The 16757-nt window shown below is 67.6% G+C and carries 18 protein-coding genes, 1 tRNA gene and 1 pseudogene; 15 read left to right on the plus strand and 5 right to left on the minus strand.

Going from position 1 to position 16757, the window contains the following annotated elements; genetic code table 11:
* Positions 1-651: a copper resistance CopC family protein gene (locus tag C8E84_RS17080; RefSeq protein ID WP_159904088.1), complete on the minus strand. Its 651-nt coding sequence runs from the start codon at positions 649-651 to the stop codon at positions 1-3.
* Positions 652-940: 289 nt separating this feature from the next.
* Between C8E84_RS17080 and C8E84_RS17085 the strand changes: the two genes are divergently transcribed.
* The 10 genes from C8E84_RS17085 (at position 941) to C8E84_RS17125 (ending at position 9574) form a co-directional block, all read left to right on the plus strand.
* Complete coding sequence (locus tag C8E84_RS17085; protein WP_246197009.1) at positions 941-1225, plus strand: hypothetical protein; 285 nt, start codon at positions 941-943, stop codon at positions 1223-1225.
* Positions 1226-1847: 622 nt separating this feature from the next.
* On the plus strand, positions 1848-2057 hold the full coding sequence (locus tag C8E84_RS18625) for an Hsp20/alpha crystallin family protein (protein ID WP_425495960.1): 210 nt from the start codon (positions 1848-1850) through the stop codon (positions 2055-2057).
* 45 nt (positions 2058-2102) lie between these two features.
* Positions 2103-3968, plus strand: a complete 1866-nt coding sequence (gene dnaK / locus C8E84_RS17090; protein WP_159904090.1) for a molecular chaperone DnaK — start codon at positions 2103-2105, stop codon at positions 3966-3968.
* 18 nt (positions 3969-3986) lie between these two features.
* Positions 3987-4526, plus strand: coding sequence for a nucleotide exchange factor GrpE (locus C8E84_RS17095; RefSeq protein WP_159904091.1), 540 nt, complete (start codon positions 3987-3989; stop codon positions 4524-4526).
* A 3-nt stretch (positions 4527-4529) separates the two neighbouring features.
* On the plus strand, positions 4530-5417 hold the full coding sequence (locus C8E84_RS17100; protein WP_159904093.1) for a DnaJ C-terminal domain-containing protein: 888 nt from the start codon (positions 4530-4532) through the stop codon (positions 5415-5417).
* Positions 5414-5725: a chaperone modulator CbpM gene (locus C8E84_RS17105; protein WP_159904095.1), complete on the plus strand. Its 312-nt coding sequence runs from the start codon at positions 5414-5416 to the stop codon at positions 5723-5725. Before C8E84_RS17100 ends, C8E84_RS17105 begins: the two co-directional genes overlap by 4 nt.
* Positions 5716-8343, plus strand: coding sequence for an ATP-dependent chaperone ClpB (gene clpB / locus C8E84_RS17110; protein ID WP_159904097.1), 2628 nt, complete (start codon positions 5716-5718; stop codon positions 8341-8343). Before C8E84_RS17105 ends, clpB begins: the two co-directional genes overlap by 10 nt.
* Positions 8340-8792, plus strand: coding sequence for a thioredoxin (trxA, locus tag C8E84_RS17115; RefSeq protein ID WP_159904099.1), 453 nt, complete (start codon positions 8340-8342; stop codon positions 8790-8792). The genes clpB and trxA overlap by 4 nt, the downstream gene beginning before the upstream one ends.
* A 148-nt stretch (positions 8793-8940) precedes the next feature.
* On the plus strand, positions 8941-9048 hold the full coding sequence (locus tag C8E84_RS18270; protein WP_236850393.1) for a UBP-type zinc finger domain-containing protein: 108 nt from the start codon (positions 8941-8943) through the stop codon (positions 9046-9048).
* A 298-nt stretch (positions 9049-9346) separates the two neighbouring features.
* Positions 9347-9574 (plus strand): hypothetical protein, encoded by a 228-nt coding sequence (locus tag C8E84_RS17125; RefSeq protein WP_159904101.1) that lies wholly within the window; start codon positions 9347-9349, stop codon positions 9572-9574.
* A gap of 13 nt (positions 9575-9587) precedes the next feature.
* On the opposite strand, the gene C8E84_RS17130 is transcribed toward C8E84_RS17125, so the two are convergent.
* Positions 9588-10774 (minus strand): IS3 family transposase gene (locus tag C8E84_RS17130; RefSeq protein ID WP_159899933.1). Its coding sequence is split into 2 segments (ribosomal slippage): positions 9588-10487 and positions 10490-10774, totalling 1185 coding nucleotides; the frame shifts between segments, so codons are not numbered across the junction.
* Between the two features lie 111 nt (positions 10775-10885).
* On the opposite strand from C8E84_RS17130, the gene C8E84_RS17135 reads away from it, so the two are divergent.
* Positions 10886-11977 (plus strand): hypothetical protein, encoded by a 1092-nt coding sequence (locus tag C8E84_RS17135; protein WP_159905088.1) that lies wholly within the window; start codon positions 10886-10888, stop codon positions 11975-11977.
* 76 nt (positions 11978-12053) lie between these two features.
* A complete protein-coding gene (locus tag C8E84_RS18275; protein WP_246197094.1) occupies positions 12054-12452 on the plus strand; it encodes a transposase in 399 nt (132 codons plus the stop codon).
* Here the strand turns inward: C8E84_RS18275 and C8E84_RS17145 are convergent.
* Positions 12431-13027, minus strand: a pseudogene (locus C8E84_RS17145) (IS3 family transposase); the annotation flags it as partial. The gene C8E84_RS18275 and the pseudogene C8E84_RS17145 overlap by 22 nt on opposite strands.
* 303 nt (positions 13028-13330) lie before the next feature.
* Between C8E84_RS17145 and C8E84_RS17150 the strand changes: the two are divergent.
* Both C8E84_RS17150 and C8E84_RS17155 read left to right on the plus strand, forming a co-directional pair.
* Positions 13331-14448 (plus strand): IS3-like element ISAar43 family transposase gene (locus C8E84_RS17150; protein WP_159904107.1). Its coding sequence is split into 2 segments (ribosomal slippage): positions 13331-13568 and positions 13568-14448, totalling 1119 coding nucleotides; the frame shifts between segments, so codons are not numbered across the junction.
* Entirely contained in the window at positions 14445-14681 is a 237-nt protein-coding gene (locus tag C8E84_RS17155; protein ID WP_159904109.1) for a hypothetical protein, read from the plus strand. The genes C8E84_RS17150 and C8E84_RS17155 overlap by 4 nt, the downstream gene beginning before the upstream one ends.
* Here the strand turns inward: C8E84_RS17155 and C8E84_RS17160 are convergent.
* Together C8E84_RS17160 and orn are read right to left on the minus strand one after the other, a co-directional pair.
* Positions 14677-14749, minus strand: a tRNA-His gene (locus tag C8E84_RS17160). The genes C8E84_RS17155 and C8E84_RS17160 overlap by 5 nt on opposite strands.
* Before the next feature lie 61 nt (positions 14750-14810).
* A complete protein-coding gene (orn, locus tag C8E84_RS17165; RefSeq protein ID WP_159904111.1) occupies positions 14811-15497 on the minus strand; it encodes an oligoribonuclease in 687 nt (228 codons plus the stop codon).
* Between the two features lie 76 nt (positions 15498-15573).
* Here orn and C8E84_RS17170 point away from each other — a divergent pair, with 76 nt between their 5' ends.
* The gene (locus C8E84_RS17170; protein ID WP_159904113.1) at positions 15574-16743 is read left to right on the plus strand and encodes a PrsW family intramembrane metalloprotease; all 1170 of its coding nucleotides are present in this window, start codon (positions 15574-15576) and stop codon (positions 16741-16743) included.
* The last annotated feature ends 14 nt before the right edge of the window (positions 16744-16757 follow it).

The following is a 16757-nucleotide window of genomic DNA, read 5'->3' on the forward strand; positions in this document are numbered from 1 at the left end:
TCAGTCCCGCAGGTCATCCGGCCGGCTGCGGCGGCGGTGCCACACGAGTCCCAGGGCGGCGGCGAGGGCGGCGACACCCACGGCGATGCCGACCCCGACCCACGGCGACGTGCCCGCCTCGTCGGCCACGGGCTCGGGGGTGGGTGTGGGGGAGTCCGACGGCATGGGCGTCGCGGATGCCGTGGAGACGGTCGGCGTCGGGCTCGCCTCCGGGGTGCTCGTCGGGGTGCTCGCCGTCGGGGAGGCAGTGGCCGCGACCGCCGTCGACGTGAACGTCACCGTCCCGGAGATCGGGTGCCCGTCGTTGCTCACCACCCGGTAGGTCACCGTGTGCTCGCCCGCCGCCAGTGGCGCCGCGAGGGGCTGCGTCACGGTGGCGCCCTCGACGCTCGGCGCCCCGTCGACCTCGGCCCCCTCGGGTCCGCTCACCCGGACGGCGACGAAGTCGGGGTTGATGCTCTCGTTGAAGGTCAGCACCACCCGGTCCGCGGTCTCGACGCTCGTCCGGTCGGCCGGCTCCGAGGACACCAGGCGCGCGTGGAACGGCAGGGTTCCGGGCGCAGGGGAGGCGAAGGCGGGCGCGATGGCGACGAGGAAGAACGCGACCACGATGACGAGCGTGACCACGGTGGCGAAGCGACGGGATTGCATGGGGCCCATCCTCCCAAAGCCTGCGCGCGGATCCGGTCGCAGGTCCGGTGACATCCCCGAGGACTGCAAAAACCCCGACCCGCCGTAGCGGATCGGGGCCTCGCAGTGCCTGGGGTGCCTGAGTAGTACGTTCGGCAACTCCGCCCCCAAGACAAAAACCCTGGTCAACCGCCTAGAGCGTGGGGTCTACGAGGTCTCTCGACGTCCCCAGGATACCGCTCCGAAGGATGATCGTGGCCCTGTTGCGAGCACTGTCGAGACGGCTCAAACTTTTCTGACCGCCTCCGAGGTGGACGCGCTTGTCGGCGACTACCTGGCCGGGATGAGCGTCAAGGCGCTCGCTGAGAGGTACGGCATTCACCGCGCCACCGTGTTCTCCCATCTGCGTCGCCGCAACGTGCCGAGCCGCCGACCAAGGCTGGGGATCGACGAGAAGGTCGAGGCCGTGCGGCTCACCCGAGCGGGCGTCTCGATGCGGGCCATCGGTCGCCGGATGGGCGTGGACTGTAAGGCCGTGCGGGCTGCACTGGTCGAGGCGGGACTCATCGTGGACGAGGCGAGCGATGACTCGTAGCTGCGGTTCCGAGTTGCTGATCCGTCGGTAGCGCTCGGCGCACCTCGTCGGTAACGAGCGCCGAGAGGAACCGATGATGACCAGCGTGAGTGATGTCGCGAATGACGAGCGCACCGCGAGGATGGTGCTGTCCATGCTCATCGAACCCAATGACCCGGTGACAGGACGCATCTTGTCCAGGCTAGGAGCAGTCGAGACGCTTTGGCTCGCTGAGCGCGACGGCGCGGTGGTGGGGCTGAGCCCTGTGGACGCGCAGGTCTGGAAAGCGGATCAGGCTCCGTTCGTCAGGCGAATCACTTGCGAAATGCCTACGTGGGGTCCAGTCTGTCGAACAAACATCGGCAGTGGAGTTATAGCGACTCAGCGTAAAGGGGGGTGGTGAGACGGTGACCTCATGTGCGGACCTGCGCATCGCTCAGCAGATGGATCCGCGCTCGATGTCGGTCGATCTGTCCCGAGAGGGCGACGAGTACGTTCCTGAGGAAGGAACCTGCCAGGCATCGACTCGGAGTCCATCGAGCTGGGTGGGCGGCCAGCCGCTCACCGTCCGCGCGGTCAGCGGCCCAGTCCGCGACCGCCGGCGCGAAGTGGTTCACCGCCGAACGGCCCCCACGGGCAATTCATGCGGCTGCTGGGACTGGCGCCCGGCATCGACAGCGACAGCGTCACCGCCAGCTGCGACCTGGGTGTCCTGCGGGTGGTGATGCCCATCGAGCAGCCCGCCGTCCGGAAAGATCCCCCTGAAGCAGCCTGCTTCCTGACTCTGACCGCGTCAAGGTCATCGCCGGGGCACTCAGCCCTGCGCCTGCTCCGATCCTGGCGCGCTCTTTGACGACCCCTGAAACGTGTCTCACGCGACAAGAAAGGAACAATCATCATGGCCAAGGCAGTAGGAATCGATCTGGGAACCACGAACTCCGTTATCGCCGTCTGGGAGGCCGGCGAGGAGAAGGTCATCCCGAACGTGGAGGGAGCCCGCACTACCCCGTCGGTGGTCGCCTTCACCGAGGACGGTGAACGGCTGGTGGGGCAGCTTGCCCGCCGGCAGAGCATCCTCAACCCGAAGGGCACCATCTCGTCCGCCAAGCGGTTCATCGGCCGGTCCTTCGACGAGATCAAGGAGGAAGCCAACGCCGTCGGCTTCGACGTCGTGGAAGGCCCCAACGGCGAAGCACGGTTCAACATCCGCGGCAAGCAGTACGCGCCGGAGGAGATCAGCGCCCAGGTGCTGCGCAAGCTCGTCGACGACGCCAGCAAGTTCCTCGGTGAGAAGGTGACCGAGGCCGTCATCACCGTTCCCGCCTACTTCAACGACGCCCAACGCACCGCGACCAAGGACGCCGGACGCATCGCCGGGCTCGAGGTGCTGCGCATCATCAACGAGCCCACCGCCGCCGCACTGGCGTACGGAATGGACAAGAAGAACCACGAGACCATCCTGGTGTTCGACCTCGGTGGCGGCACGTTCGATGTCAGCCTCCTCGACGTGGGCGACGGGGTCGTCGAAGTGCGATCCACCGCCGGTGACACCCACCTGGGCGGCGACGACTTCGACCGCCGGCTGGTGGACTACTTTGCCGACGAGTTCAAGAACGAGAACGGCATCGACCTGCGCAACGACCCGCAGGCGCTGCAGCGACTGTTCGAGGCGGCCGAGAAGGCGAAGGTCGAGCTCAGCTCGGTGTCCCAGACCCAGGCGAGCCTGCCCTTCATCACCGCCGACGCCAGCGGACCCAAGCACCTCACCATGACCGTGAAGCGGTCCAAGTTCGAAGACCTCACCGCTGACCTCGTTGAGCGGTGCCTGGGTCCGGTGCGTCAGGCGATGGCCGACGCGAAGGTCAGCGAGAACGATATCGACGAGGTCATCCTCGTGGGCGGTTCCACCCGCATCCCCGCTGTCCAAGCGCTCGTCAAGCGGCTCACCGGCGGCAAGGAGCCGAACATGACGGTGAACCCCGATGAGGTGGTCGCTGTGGGCGCCGCCATCCAGGCGGGCGTCCTCAAGGGCGACGTCGACGACGTGCTGCTGCTGGATGTCACCCCGCTGTCGCTGGGTGTGGAGACCCGCGGTGGCGTGATGACGAAGATCATCGAACGCAACACCACCATCCCCGCCCGACGCAGCGAGGTGTTCTCCACGGCCGAAGACAACCAGCCGTCGGTGGAGATCGTCGTCCTGCAGGGCGAGCGGGAGAACGCCGCAGACAACCGGGTGCTGGGCCGGTTCCAGCTCACCGGCATCCGCCCCGCTCCTCGCGGTGAAGCGCAGGTCGAGGTCACCTTCGACATCGACGCGAACGGCATCCTGCACGTGACGGCGAAGGACAAGGACACCGGCACCGAGCAGGGCATCACCATCAGCGACACCTCGAATCTGGACCAGGGCGAGATCGACCGGATGGTTAAGGAAGCCGAGCAGCACCGTGCTGACGACCAGGCGCTGCGCCAGGCCGTGGACGCCCGCAACGAGCTGGACTCCGCCGCCTACCAGGTCGAGCGGGTACTGCGTGAGCTCGGCGATGCTGCACCGGAGCACGAGCGTGCCCGCGCGGAGCTGCTCATCACGCAGGCCCGCGAGGCAGTGCAGAACAACGTCGGCGAGCAGGAAGCGAAAGAGCGCACCGGCGAGCTGCTGCAGGTTGCGCAGTCCCTTGCTGCGGCCCGCGCGAACGCCAGCCACGCTGAGCAGCCCGCTCAGGACGACGAAGACGACGTCGTCGACGCCGAATTCGAGAAGTAGCACGGAGGGAGGATCGCGATGGTCGAGGAGCAGAACGAGGACACGCGGGCCGTGGACCTGCTGAACGACGACCTCACCGACGTGTCCCCGGAGGAGATCCGCGCCGCGCAAGCAGCGGTCGCCGCCCAGTTGGAGACGGCCGAGGACCGGTGGCGCCGGGCGGCGGCGGACTACGACAACCTCCGCAAACGGATGGCGCGCGAGATCCAGACCGCCCGCGAGCAGGAGCGGCGGCACACCGCCAAAGCCTTCTTGCCCGTCGTCGACGGGCTGGACCGGGCGCTCAGCTTCGGGGTGGACCTTGACGAGGGCGTTCTGGGTGGCATGCAGGCCGTCCGGGCGCAGGCCGCTGATGCGTTGCGCGCACTCGGGTACCCCGAGATTGTCATCGACGGTGCGGAGTTCGACCCGCAGCTGCACGAGGCGGTCTCGGTCGTCGAGGATGCCAGCGTCCCGCCGCGCAGCATTCTCGCCGTCACTCGCTCCGGGTTCGGAACGCCTGAGCGGATGCTGCGACCGGCTGCGGTCGTGGTCACCCGCAGGCCGGATGAGGAGTAGGAGATGGCGGAGGATCTCTACAGCGCGCTGGGGGTCTCCCGGTCGGCGGATCAGAAGGAGATCCGCCGCGCCTACCGGGAGAAGGCCCGCAAGTTCCATCCGGACGTCAACAAGACCCCGGGGGCGGAGGAGACCTTCAAACGGATCAGTGAAGCCCACGATGTGCTGTCGGACCCGGAAACCCGCTCACAGTACGACCGGTTCGGTGAGAACTTCCGGCAGTACGCCGCCGCGGACGCGGCTCGCTCCTCCGAGCAGCCGCGCCGCAGCGGCGGCACCCGATACACGTGGAGCGGGGGCGGCGCGCAGAGCGTGAACTGGGAGGACCTCTTCGGGGAAGGCTTCGGTGGTTTCGGTCGCGGCGCCGACCACACCGCGGAGCTGGAGATCACCGTCGAGGAGGCCTACCGGGGCGGGCGGCGCACCGTGCAGGTCGCGTCCCCGTACGGCGGCGCGCAGGAGTACACCATCGACATCCCAGCGGGCGCTGTCGACGGGCAGCGGCTGCGGATCGCGGGCGCAGGCGGAGCGGGCGCCGACGGACAGGACGGGGACCTGCTGGTCACGCTGCGCGTGAAGGACAGTAAGCGGTACCGGCTCAGCGGCGCGGACATCGAAACGGACCTTCCCATCTCACCGTGGGAGGCGGCGCTGGGCGCGGATGTCAGCGTGCCCACCCCCGGCGGCCCGGTCACCGTGCACGTTCCGCCCGGCTCGTCCACTGGCAGGCGGCTCCGCCTGCGCGGGCAGGGGATGCCCCGCAGAGGACAGCCGGGAGACCTGTATGCGCGGGTGAAGGTCGTCGTTCCCCGCACTCTCAGCAACAAGGAGAAGGAGCTGTTCGAACAGCTCCGCGACGAATCGTCGTTTGATGCCAGGAGAGGATCATGACCTCACATCACCTGCCCGTCCGTGTCGCCCGGGCCGACCTGGCGGCGACCGCGGTGGCCGCAGGCATCCACCCGGATACGCTGCGGAAGTTCGTCGAGCTGGGGCTGGTCACCGCCCACGTCGACACCAGCGGCCGGCTGTGGTTCGCCCGTACCGTCCCCGCCCGCGTGCGCACCATCGTGCGTCTGCACTCCGATCTTGCCGTGAACTACGCCGGCATCGCACTCGTGCTCGACCTGCTCGCCCGCATCGAGCAGCTCGAGCAGCACCGGACCATCCGACTTGAAGGAGACACCCCATGGACATGAACTCACTCACTCAGAAGTCGCAGGAAGCGCTCACCTCGGCCCAGAGCATCGCGGTCCTGGCCGGTCAGATGGAAACGGACGAGGAGCATCTCCTGCTCGCACTGCTGCAGCAGGAGGAGGGGCTGGTTCCCCGACTGCTGCAGACAGCGGGTGCTGACGTGGAAGCGGTACGCGCCGACGTCGAAGCGGAGATCGCCCGCAAGCCCAGCGTCTCCGGGTCCTCCCCGCAGACCGGTCAGGTGTACGTGAGCCGCAGCCTCACCTCCACCCTGGAACGGGCGGAGCGGGAGGCAAAGCGGCTGAAAGACTCCTACATCTCCGTGGAGCATCTCGTTCTGGCCCTCGCCGACGACTCCTCCAACCGTGCCGCGTCCCGCGTGCTGCGCGGGCACGGTGTCACCCGGGAGAGCTTCCTCAGCGCGCTCACCAAGATCCGCGGCAACCAGCATGTCAACTCCGCCACCCCCGAGCAGACGTACGAGGCGTTGGAGAAGTACGGCCGTGACCTGGTCGCTGACGCCCGGTTGGGCAAGCTTGACCCGGTCATCGGGCGTGATGCGGAGATCCGCCGGGTCATCCAGATCCTCTCCCGCAAGACCAAGAACAACCCCGTCCTCATCGGCGAGCCCGGTGTCGGAAAGACCGCCATCGTGGAAGGCCTTGCCCAGCGGATCTTGCGTGAGGACGTGCCCGAGGGCCTTCGTGACAAGACCGTGTTCTCGCTGGACCTGTCTGCCCTGGTCGCCGGCGCGAAGTACCGGGGCGAGTTCGAGGAGCGAATGAAGGCAGTCCTGGCGGAGGTGAAGGCGGGGGAGGGACGCATCCTGCTGTTCATCGACGAGTTGCACACCCTGGTGGGGGCGGGAGCCACCGAAGGGGCGATGGACGCCGGCAACATGCTCAAGCCGATGCTCGCCCGCGGGGAACTGCACCTCATCGGTGCCACCACCCTCGATGAGTACCGCAAGCACATCGAGAAGGACGCTGCCCTGGAACGCCGGTTCCAGACGGTGATGGTCGAGGAGCCTGACGTGGAGGACGCGATCTCCATCCTCCGCGGCCTGCGCGAACGACTGGAGATCTTCCACGGTGTCCGCATCCAGGACAGCGCACTGGTCGCGGCCGCCGTGCTGTCCCACCGGTACATCTCCGACCGGTTCCTGCCCGACAAGGCCATCGACCTCATCGACGAAGCCTGCGCGCGATTGCGAACCGAGATCGACTCAATGCCCGCTGAGCTCGACGAGCTGACCCGGCGGGTGACCCGCCTGGAGATCGAGGAAGCGGCGCTGTCGAAGGAAACGGACACTGCCAGCAAGAAACGGCTGGAGGAGCTGCGCCGGGAACTGACCGACCTGAAGGCGGAGGCGGACTCCAAGCGCGCCCAGTGGGAGGCGGAGCGTCAAGCGATCCGCAAGGTCCAGGAGCTGCGCGGTGAGCTGGAGCGGCTGCGGCGGGAGGCGGAGGAAGCTGAGCGCTCCTACGACCTCAACCGTGCCGCTGAACTGCGGTACGGGGCTATCGCTGACGCGGAACGACGCCTGCACGCCGAGGAGGAGCGTCTCGCCTCCAAGCAGGGCCGGCAGAGGCTGCTGCGGGAGGTGGTCACCGAGGACGAGATCGCCGAGATCGTCGCCGCGTGGACGGGGATCCCCGTGGCCCGGCTGCAGGAAGGTGAACGCAACAAGATCCTCACCCTGGACGCCACCCTCAAGGAGCGGGTGGTCGGTCAGGATGAGGCCATCACGCTCGTCAGCGACGCGATTATCCGTGCCCGCTCCGGCATCCGCGACCCGCGCCGACCCATCGGCTCCTTCATCTTCCTCGGCCCCACCGGTGTGGGAAAGACCGAACTGGCCAAAGCGCTCGCGCAAGCACTGTTCGACAGCGAGTCGGCGATGGTCCGGCTGGACATGAGCGAGTACCAGGAACGTCACACCGTCAGCCGGCTCGTCGGTGCACCTCCCGGGTATGTCGGGTACGACGAGGGCGGGCAGCTGACCGAGGCGGTGCGCCGCCACCCGTACAGCGTGGTCCTTTTCGACGAGATCGAGAAAGCGCACCCGGACGTGTTCAACACGCTGCTGCAGGTCCTCGACGACGGCCGCATCACCGACAGCCAGGGACGCACCGTCGACTTCCGCAACACCATCGTCATCATGACCTCCAACATCGGTGCCCATCACCTGTTGGGCTCCGATGGCGGCGCGATCCCCGACGACGTGCGAAACCGTGTGCTCGGTGAGTTGCGCGCCCACTTCCGTCCCGAGTTCCTCAACCGGGTGGACGACATCGTGGTGTTCTCGCCGCTGGGTCGTGAACAGATCCAGGACATTGTGGAGCTGCAGTTCACCGACCTGCGCTCCCGGCTGGCCGAGCGTCAGATCCGCATCGAGCTGACGCCCGCGGCACGCCAGCTCATCGCTGACCGCGGCTACGACCCCGTGTACGGTGCGCGTCCGCTGCGACGCTACATCAGCCATGAGATCGAGACCCGACTGGGTCGTGCGCTGCTGAGCGGGGAGGTGATGGACGGGTCGACGGTCACGCTGGACGTGCAGGACGGCGACCTCGTCTTCAACATCGCAGCGCCCGTCGAAGAGGAGGACACGGCGTGAGCGCGATTGTGACCTGCCCCAACTGCGGGAAGAAGAACCGTGTCCCTGCCGTCGCGTCGGGGTACCCGCGCTGCGGCGTCTGCAAGAGCGCCGTGCCGTGGATCGTCGATGCGGGCGATGCGGACTTCGCCGAGGTGGTCGAGAAGGCCCCGCAAGTGGTGCTCGTGGACTTGTGGGCGACCTGGTGCGGACCGTGCCGGATGGTCAGCCCTGCCCTCGAGAAGGTCGCCACGGAACGTGCCGGCAAGCTCAAGCTGGTGAAAGTGGACGTGGACGCCGCGCCGGAGACGGCCCGCAAGTTCTCCGTCCAGGCGGTGCCGACCCTGCTCATCCTCAACCAAGGGAACGTGCTCTCCCGCCAATCCGGAGCCGCCCCGCCGGACGTGCTGCTGCGCTGGGTGGATGAGGCGCTGCAGAAGAAGGTTGACTCGGCCGGTGCTGCTCGATGAGATATGTCGACCCGCACGTCGCGCTCATCCGCCCGGTCCGTCCCCGGACACCCGGGTCGTGTGAGGACTGCGTGGCGGCCGGCACGCCCTGGCTGCACCTGCGGTGTGCCGCACCTGCGGGAAGGTCGGGTGCTGCGACTCCTCCCCGATGCGGCACGCCCGCACCCATGCGCTCACGGCGGGGCACCCCATCGTGCGGTCGCTGGAGCTGGGGGAGAACTGGAGCTGGTGCTACGTAGACGAAGCGTACCTGTGAGTGACACGCCCGCCGCCAACCGCAGCCAGGTCGCTCAGGCCGAGACGCCTGACACCATCGGCGCCTTCCCGCGGCTCAGCGACGAGCAGATCGCGGTGCTGCTCGTACGAGGGCAGCGCCGCACACTCACCGACGGGGAGGTTCTGACTCGGCCCGCGCTCAGGCAGCCTATGACGATCCAGATGGTGACCAAGACGTGTATGGCGCCGGCATGGCCCGTGGTGTGCAGAAGGAGCTCCGCACACTTCTGTCCGACCTGCCTTCCTATCGAGAGGCAAAGGTCCCGACCACCCGAAGGATGCTGACCTTCGTCGGCAACACTCTCATCTTCGCGCAACGGGTCGGCAAGCAGATGCCGCGCAACTTCCGTCGTGTTCGACTGAGCTACTTGCCTGACTCGCGCCGTGAACTCCTCTCGAAGACGAGCAACGTCAAGTACTCGGACCCGGGGCTTTTCGACCTCAGTGACGTTCTCGAAGGAGACCAACCGGCATCGCTTGAGGATGCGGGACTGCTTCACGGATAGGTGACAGGTTGGGTCACGCGGCCTGGGTGGCCGGTGTGGTCATGATGGTCTCGTACTCGATGGGGGTCAACTTGCCGAGGCGGGCTTGGCGTCGTCGGCGGTGGTAGGTCCGTTCGGTCCAGGTGACGATGGCCAGCTTCAGCTGGTCGCGGGTGTCCCAGGTGTGGCGGTCCAGGACGTTCTTCTGCAGCAGGGCGAACCAGCTCTCCATGGCGGCGTTGTCCGCGCTCGAGCCGACCTGGCCCATGGATCCGAGCAGGTCGTGCCGGGACAGGGCGCGCAGGTATTTGCGGGACCGGAATTGGGACCCTCTGTCGCTGTGGACGATGCACCCGGCCACGTCGACGCCCGCTCGGGCCCGGGTGTCCACGGCGTGTTCCAACGCCTGCACGGCCAGGCGGGCCTTCATCCGCGAGCTGATGGAGTACCCGACGAGCCGGTTGGACCACACGTCCTTGACGGCGCACATGTACACCTTGCCCTCACGGGTGCGGTGCTCCGTGATGTCGGTCAGCCACAGCTGGTTCGGGCCGGTCGCGGTGAAGTCACGCTGGACGCGGTCATCGTGCGCCGGCGGGCCGGGCCGGCCCTTCTTCGAGCGCTTCTTCCCGAACACGCTCCACCACGCGTTGCCCGAGCAGATCGCCCACGCGGTGCGGTCGCACATGTCCTGCCCGGCGTCGCGGGCCTCGTCCGCGAGCAGCCGGTACCCGAACTCCGGGTCGTCACGGTGCGCGTCGAACAACGCGTTCGCGCGGTGCGCCGCGACCCAGTCGGCGTCGGTCACCGGGTTGGCCAGCCACCGGTAGTACGGCGCTCTGGCAAGGTTCAGCACCCGGCACGTCACCGTCACAGGAACCCTGATCGGGGTCTCCTGGGCGGCCAGCTCACGGACGAGCGGGTACATCATTTTCCCGGCAGGTTCGCCTGCGAGAGGTACGCCGCTGCGCGGCGTAGCACCTCGTTCTCTTGCTCGAGCAACCGGATCCGACGCTTGGCCTCGCGCAACTCACCAGAGTCGCTCACGGCCGTGGCGGGTTTGTTCCCGTCCTGCCGGTCAGCGATGGCGAGCCAGTTAGTCAGGCAGGATTCCGAGATCCCGAAATCGGTCGCGATCTCCTTCAACGTCGTCCCTGCCTCACGAGCGCGAGCCACCTCGATCACGTTCTGTCGGAACTCCTTGGGGTACGGCTTGGGCATGGTGCACATCCTCTCCCGTGGCACCCCACGGCACCACAGAGTCGTTGTCACCTATCCGTGCAGCAGTCCCAGCCAGTGGCAATCCGACCGTGGTTGCCTCACCATGGAGCGGTGACTGCTGAGCGTTGCCGATCCACCGCCGATCCTGCCGAACCCCTTTCCGATGCCGAGCTGCTCATCGGCCTGGTGGTCTCACCATCCCTGAGTGCGGTGCTCGGCCCCGAGGTCACCACCTCGGTGCGCAAGATTTTGGTGCAGCGGTATCCGGGAGTGCGCTGGCAACTGAAGATGGCCGAAGACCGGCTGGTCGATCCACCCACCGAGACCTTGGACCTGCTGGAGGCGGCCCGAAACCGCGTGCTGGAGGAGAACTGGGATTTGGCCGTGGTGCTCACCGAGATCCCCCTGAAGACCGGCCGACGTCCGGTGCTCGCCCAGCTCAGCCCCGTGCACGGGGTAGGACTGGTCTCCGTCCCAACCCTGGGACCCGTGCACGTGCGGCAGAAGGTGCAAGAGACCACCGTGCACGTGGTCGGGCAGCTCCTGGGCTACGACGCCGAAGACCGCAACGCCCAGCGGGATCTTGCTCGAAGAGCCCACCAGCTGTCCACCGATCTCGACGAACGCCCGGACGACAACGTCGTGCAGTTCACGGCCCGAGTGCTGAGCGGCAACGTGCGGTTGCTGCTGGGCATGATCCGCGCCAACCAGCCTTGGGCCTTCGTGGCCCGGCTCTCCCGGGCGCTGGTCGTGGCAGCGGCCACCGGCATGCTGACATTGGTGGCCTCGGACCTATGGGTACTGGCCATGGCCTACGGGCCGGTGCGCTTGGTCCTGCTGGCGGTGATGGCGATCGGGGCGGTGAGTGCCACCCTGATCCTGGGAGCCGACTTGTGGGAGCGCCCACGGCGGCGAGCCCAACGTGAGCAGGTGATCCTGTTCAATTTGGCCACCACCGCGACCGTGGCCATCGGGGTTGTGGTGTTCTACCTCGGCTTATTCATCCTGTCCTGGGGCGGCGCGCTGCTGCTCATCGACGAGCAGGTACTGGCCGGTGTCGCCGGTCACCCAGTGAACGCTTTGGACTACGCGAAGATCAGCTGGCTCACCGCCAGCCTGGCCACCGTGGGCGGAGCTCTAGGAGCTGGACTGGAGGACGACGATGTGGTGCGCGCCGCTGCCTACACCCGGCCCAGCACCTGACACAGGCCCAGCACAGAAGAAACTGAAACATCTACGCGTTGATGCCACGTCTATGCAGGTGTCATTGCCGGTCGCGATGACTTGGTGGGCTCAGCGCAGTGCGCTGCCTCGTACTCGGCGGGTGGGGCGTTGCCGAGGCGGGTGTGCGGGCGGGCGCTGTTGTACCTGTCGATCCGGGATCCGCACCGCCCTGCCGGACGCGCGGATCGCAGTCGACAAGTGGCATCTCGTCGCCCTCGCCAACCTCATGGTCACCCAGGTCCGTCAACGGATCACCCGGCAACTGCACGGCCGCCGCGGCACCGCCACCGACAAAGTCTGGGCCAGCCGGCAACTGCTGCTCACCGGCTACGAGCACCTCACCGTGAAGCAAAAGGCCCGGTTCAACGCCGCCCTCGCCGCCGAGGATCCGACTGAAGCGCCCTGGGTTTCGTTCCGTGGTTGGACGGGCGCGGGCGCGGTCGTCGTGGGGTGAGTGTAGGACGCTTCGACTTCCACCGGGGTGCGGTAGCCGAGCGCTTCGTGCAGACGCTCGGTGTTCCACCAGTGGACCCAGCCCATGGTGGCGATCTCGACCGCCTGGGTGGACTCCCAGATTCGCTGGGAGTGGATCAGCTCGGCCTTGAACAAGCCGTTGACGGTCTCGGCCAGGGCGTTGTCGTAGGAGTCTCCGACGGAGCCGACCGATGCGGTGACCCCGGCAGTGATCAGCGCGTCAGAGTACGCCAGGGAAACGTAGTGGGCTCCTCGGTCGCTGTGATGGATCAGTCCGCTCTGGCTGCGCACGGTGCCACTGGTCAGCAGTGCGTGCTCCAGCGCCAGCAGGGGCAGGCCGTCGGTGTGGAGGGTCGCAGAGACGGCCCATCCGACGATCTTGCGGGTGCATACGTCGGTGATGAAGGCGACGTAGCAGAATCCGGTGAGGATCCGCACGTAGGTGATGTCAGCGACCCACAGGCGGTTCGGCTGCTCTGCAGTAAAGCGCCGCTCGGCCAGCTTCCGGCCACGCCGTACCCCGTGAAGGCCAGCTCCTCGCATGAGTGGTTGTGTGAGTCGTCCTGTTGCCCGGGGGTCCGGGCAGGGAGACTGAAGAGCCGGTTCTTCTCCCGGAGCTCCGGCGCATCCACGCCGAGAACTACAGCGTCTACGGGGTGCGGAAGATACACACAATCTGGGGTGTAGGTGGTGGGCTGACCCCGTTCGGTAGGTCCGGTCCGGTCACCACATACCCCACTCACGTGCCCGATGCCCTCCCGGATCTGACCTGCTCCGGAGTGTGACGCTTCCTGCTGTTCGTCATGATCTGACCAGCCGGGCGACCTGGCCCACATCCCAGCCAGCGCGCCGCATCGCATGGTCGTCCGTAAGCTCGGGCAGGCCGACAGGATGCTCGCGGGCGGGAGCGACATCGCCGGGGTGTGTCGAGAGCTCGGAGTGTCCGAGCAGACGTACTACCGGTGGCGGAACCAGTACGGCGGATTGAAGGCCGACGACGCGAAGCGGCTGAAGGAGCTCGAGAAGCAGAACGCCACGCTCAAGCGGCTGCTCGCCGAGGCAGAGCTCGAGAAGGCCGCGCTCAAGGAGCTGGCTGAGGGAAACTTCTAGGCCCGGGCAGGCGCCGCGCCGCCGTCGACCACCTCAAGCGCAAGCTGCGGGTGAGCGAACGAATGGCGTGCCGTCTGGCCGGGCTGAGCAGGTCCGCATACCGTCGCCCGCTCCAGGGCGAGACGACAGCCGACCCGGACCTGGCGTTGCGGGACTGGCTGCGGGCGTATGCGAAGAAGCACCCGCGGTGGGGATACCGCAGGGCCTACCACGATGCCCGCGGCGAGGGGTGGGTCGTGAACCACAAGAAGATCCAACGGCTCTGGCGCGAGGAAGGGCTGCGCGTCCCGCAGCGGCGTCGCCGCAAACGCGTTGGGTCTTCGACCGTCGACGCCCCGGCAGCGGTCGCACCGAACCTCGTGTGGGCGGTGGACTTCCAGTTCGACGCGGACGAGCAGGGCCGTCCGATCAAGATCTGCTCCATCGTCGACGAGCACACCCGCGAGTGCATCGGCGGGCTCGTCGAACGGTCGATCACCGCGGACCGGCTCACCGCCCACCTCGAGGACCTCGTCGCAGTCCGCGGCGCCCCCGCGGTGCTCCGATCCGACAACGGCCCCGAGTTCATCAGCGACGCGATGGCCCACTGGGCCGGCACCCGCACCGGCCTGTTCTACATCCCGCCCGGCTCGCCCTGGCACAACGGGTACGTCGAGTCGTTCAACAGCAGGCTCCGCGACGAGTGCCTGAACATCAACAGCTTCTACTCGCTGCTCCACGCCCAGGTCGTGATCGGTGACTGGAAGACCGAATACAACCACGACCGCCGGCATTCATCGCTCGGCTACCTCGCACCCGTCGACTACGCTCGGCAATGCACCCATCAATCGGAAACCGACGACTCGCACAGCGACCGGACCGAATGAAGGGGGCGGCCCACCGTCGCCTATGCAACCAGGCGTTCTTCGCCGCCATCTCGATCGATGAGGATGGTGAGCCACAGGTCGCCTACCAGCGCCCGTTCGACGCTCTGTGCGATCCCCAGGTGCAGGGCAATGCCCTGACCTGGGCCGCTGAGGCGAAGCAGAACGGCGAGGCTCAAACCCCGACCAGAGCGGTTCCTCTGGTCGAAAGTTTGAACCTCGCCACATCGGGGTGAGTAACGGGACTTGAACCCGCGACCCTCGCGACCACAACGCGATGCTCTACCAGCTGAGCTATACCCACCACGACGGGCGCGACGGCATCCGAAGAGCCTGTGCGCCCGTAGCGCGCACCATCGTACCTGTTACGAGAGGGTGCTCTCGACCACGGTCCCATCCGTCGGGGCAGCTGCCGTCGAGGCGGCCTCGTGGTCGACGACGTGGCGCGCCGCCAGGGCGCGCGCCTGGTCGGTCGAGGGCCCCGGCTTCGCCACGAACACCGCCTCGCGGTAGTACCGCAGCTCGGCGATGGACTCGCGGATGTCGGCCAGAGCCCGGTGCCCTCCGGACTTGCTCGGCGCCGCGAAGTAGGCCCGGGGGTACCAGCGGCGCGACAGCTCCTTGATCGAGGAGACGTCGATGATCCGGTAGTGCAGGTGGCTCTCGAGCTCGGGCATGTCGCGGGCGAGGAAGGCCCGGTCGGTGGCGACGGTGTTGCCACCCAGTGGTGACTTGCGCGCTTCGGGAGCCCACTCGCGCACGTAGTCGAGCACCATCTCCTGAGCCCGCTCCAGGGTCGTGCCGGCGGCGAGGACGTCGAGCAGCCCGGACGTCGTGTGCATGTCCCGCACGAAGTCGTCCATTTGGTCCAGTGCCTCGTCGGGGGGCCGGATGACGACGTCGATGCCGTCACCGAGCACCGTCAGCTCGTAGTCGGTGACGAGGGCAGCGACCTCGATGAGGGCGTCACTGGTGAGGGACAGACCGGTCATCTCGCAGTCGATCCAGACGATGCGGTCGCTCAGGGCTCGGTCTGTGCCTGGGGTTGCCATGTGCGCCATGCTAGGCGCGCCTCTTGCACGCCGCTGCCCGATCGTCCCAGCCCATCCTCGGCTAGGGTCGCGTGCCATGAGCGGTGACCTGTCGACGAGGCCGCCCGACCTGCGGGTGCGCCGCAACCCGACGGCGCGCGGTGCCCTACGCGGTTGGGTGCTCACCGGCATCGCCGGACTGGGGTTCCTGATCGTGGCCCTGGTCGTCGCCGCGTACTTCGATGCCGCCTTCGGCGTCCAGGCCAGCCTCCTGGCCCTCGCGGCTGCGGTCGTGCCGCTCGGCATCGTGATCCCGACCTTCCTGTGGCTCGACCGCTTCGAGTCCGAGCCCAACCGTCTCCTCGTCGGCGCATTCCTGTGGGGTGCCCTCGTCGCCGCGGTGGTGTCGGCCCTGCTCAACACCACCGCCATGTCCCTCATCGAGGCCATGTCCACCGCCGACCCGGACGCCGCGCTGACCACGACGGCGGTGCTCGTGGCTCCGTTCGTCGAGGAGGCCGCCAAGGGAGTGCTCGTCCTGTTCGTCTGGTGGTTCCTGCACCATGAGTTCGACGGCATCACCGACGGCATGGTGTACGCCGGCATCTGCGCGGCGGGGTTCGCCTTCACCGAGAACATCCAGTACCTCGCGCAGGCCTGGACCGACGGCGGCACCGAACTGCTCACCGGCACGTTCATCGCCCGCTGCCTGTTCTCGCCCTTCGCCCACCCGATGTTCACGGTGCTCACCGGCATCGGCATCGGCATCGCGGCGACGAGCCGCTCGTGGATGCCCCGGCTGCTCGCGCCCGTCGCCGGCTTCCTGCTCGCGGTGCTCAGCCACGGCCTGTGGAACCTCGCAGCCGTCTCGGGCGGGCAGGGCATGGTGATCGTCTACCTGTTCGTCCAGGTGCCGATCTTCTTTGCCTTCCTCGCCTTCGTCGCGTGGGTGCGCCGAACGGAAGGACACCTCATCGGGCAGTTCCTGCGCCCCTACGCCGACGTCGGGTGGCTCTCGCCTGCGGAGGTCGCCATGCTCTCGTCGATGCCGCACCGCCGCGAGGCACGTGCCTGGGCGCGAGCCAACACCGGTCGCGACGGGCTGAAGGCGATGCGCGCGTTCCAGGATGCCGCGAGCGAGCTCGCGCTGTTGCGTCGGCGGATGAGCCACCGGGCAGCCGATGCCCACGCCATCGAGCAGGAGCACGAACTGCTCCTCGCCCTGCGTGATCGGCGGGCAGAGTTCATCGGCCTGCCGGCGTCCTGATCCCCACCCCGAGA

The organism is Ornithinibacter aureus (genome assembly GCF_009858245.1).
GTDB classification, from domain to species: domain Bacteria; phylum Actinomycetota; class Actinomycetes; order Actinomycetales; family Dermatophilaceae; genus Fodinibacter; species Fodinibacter aureus.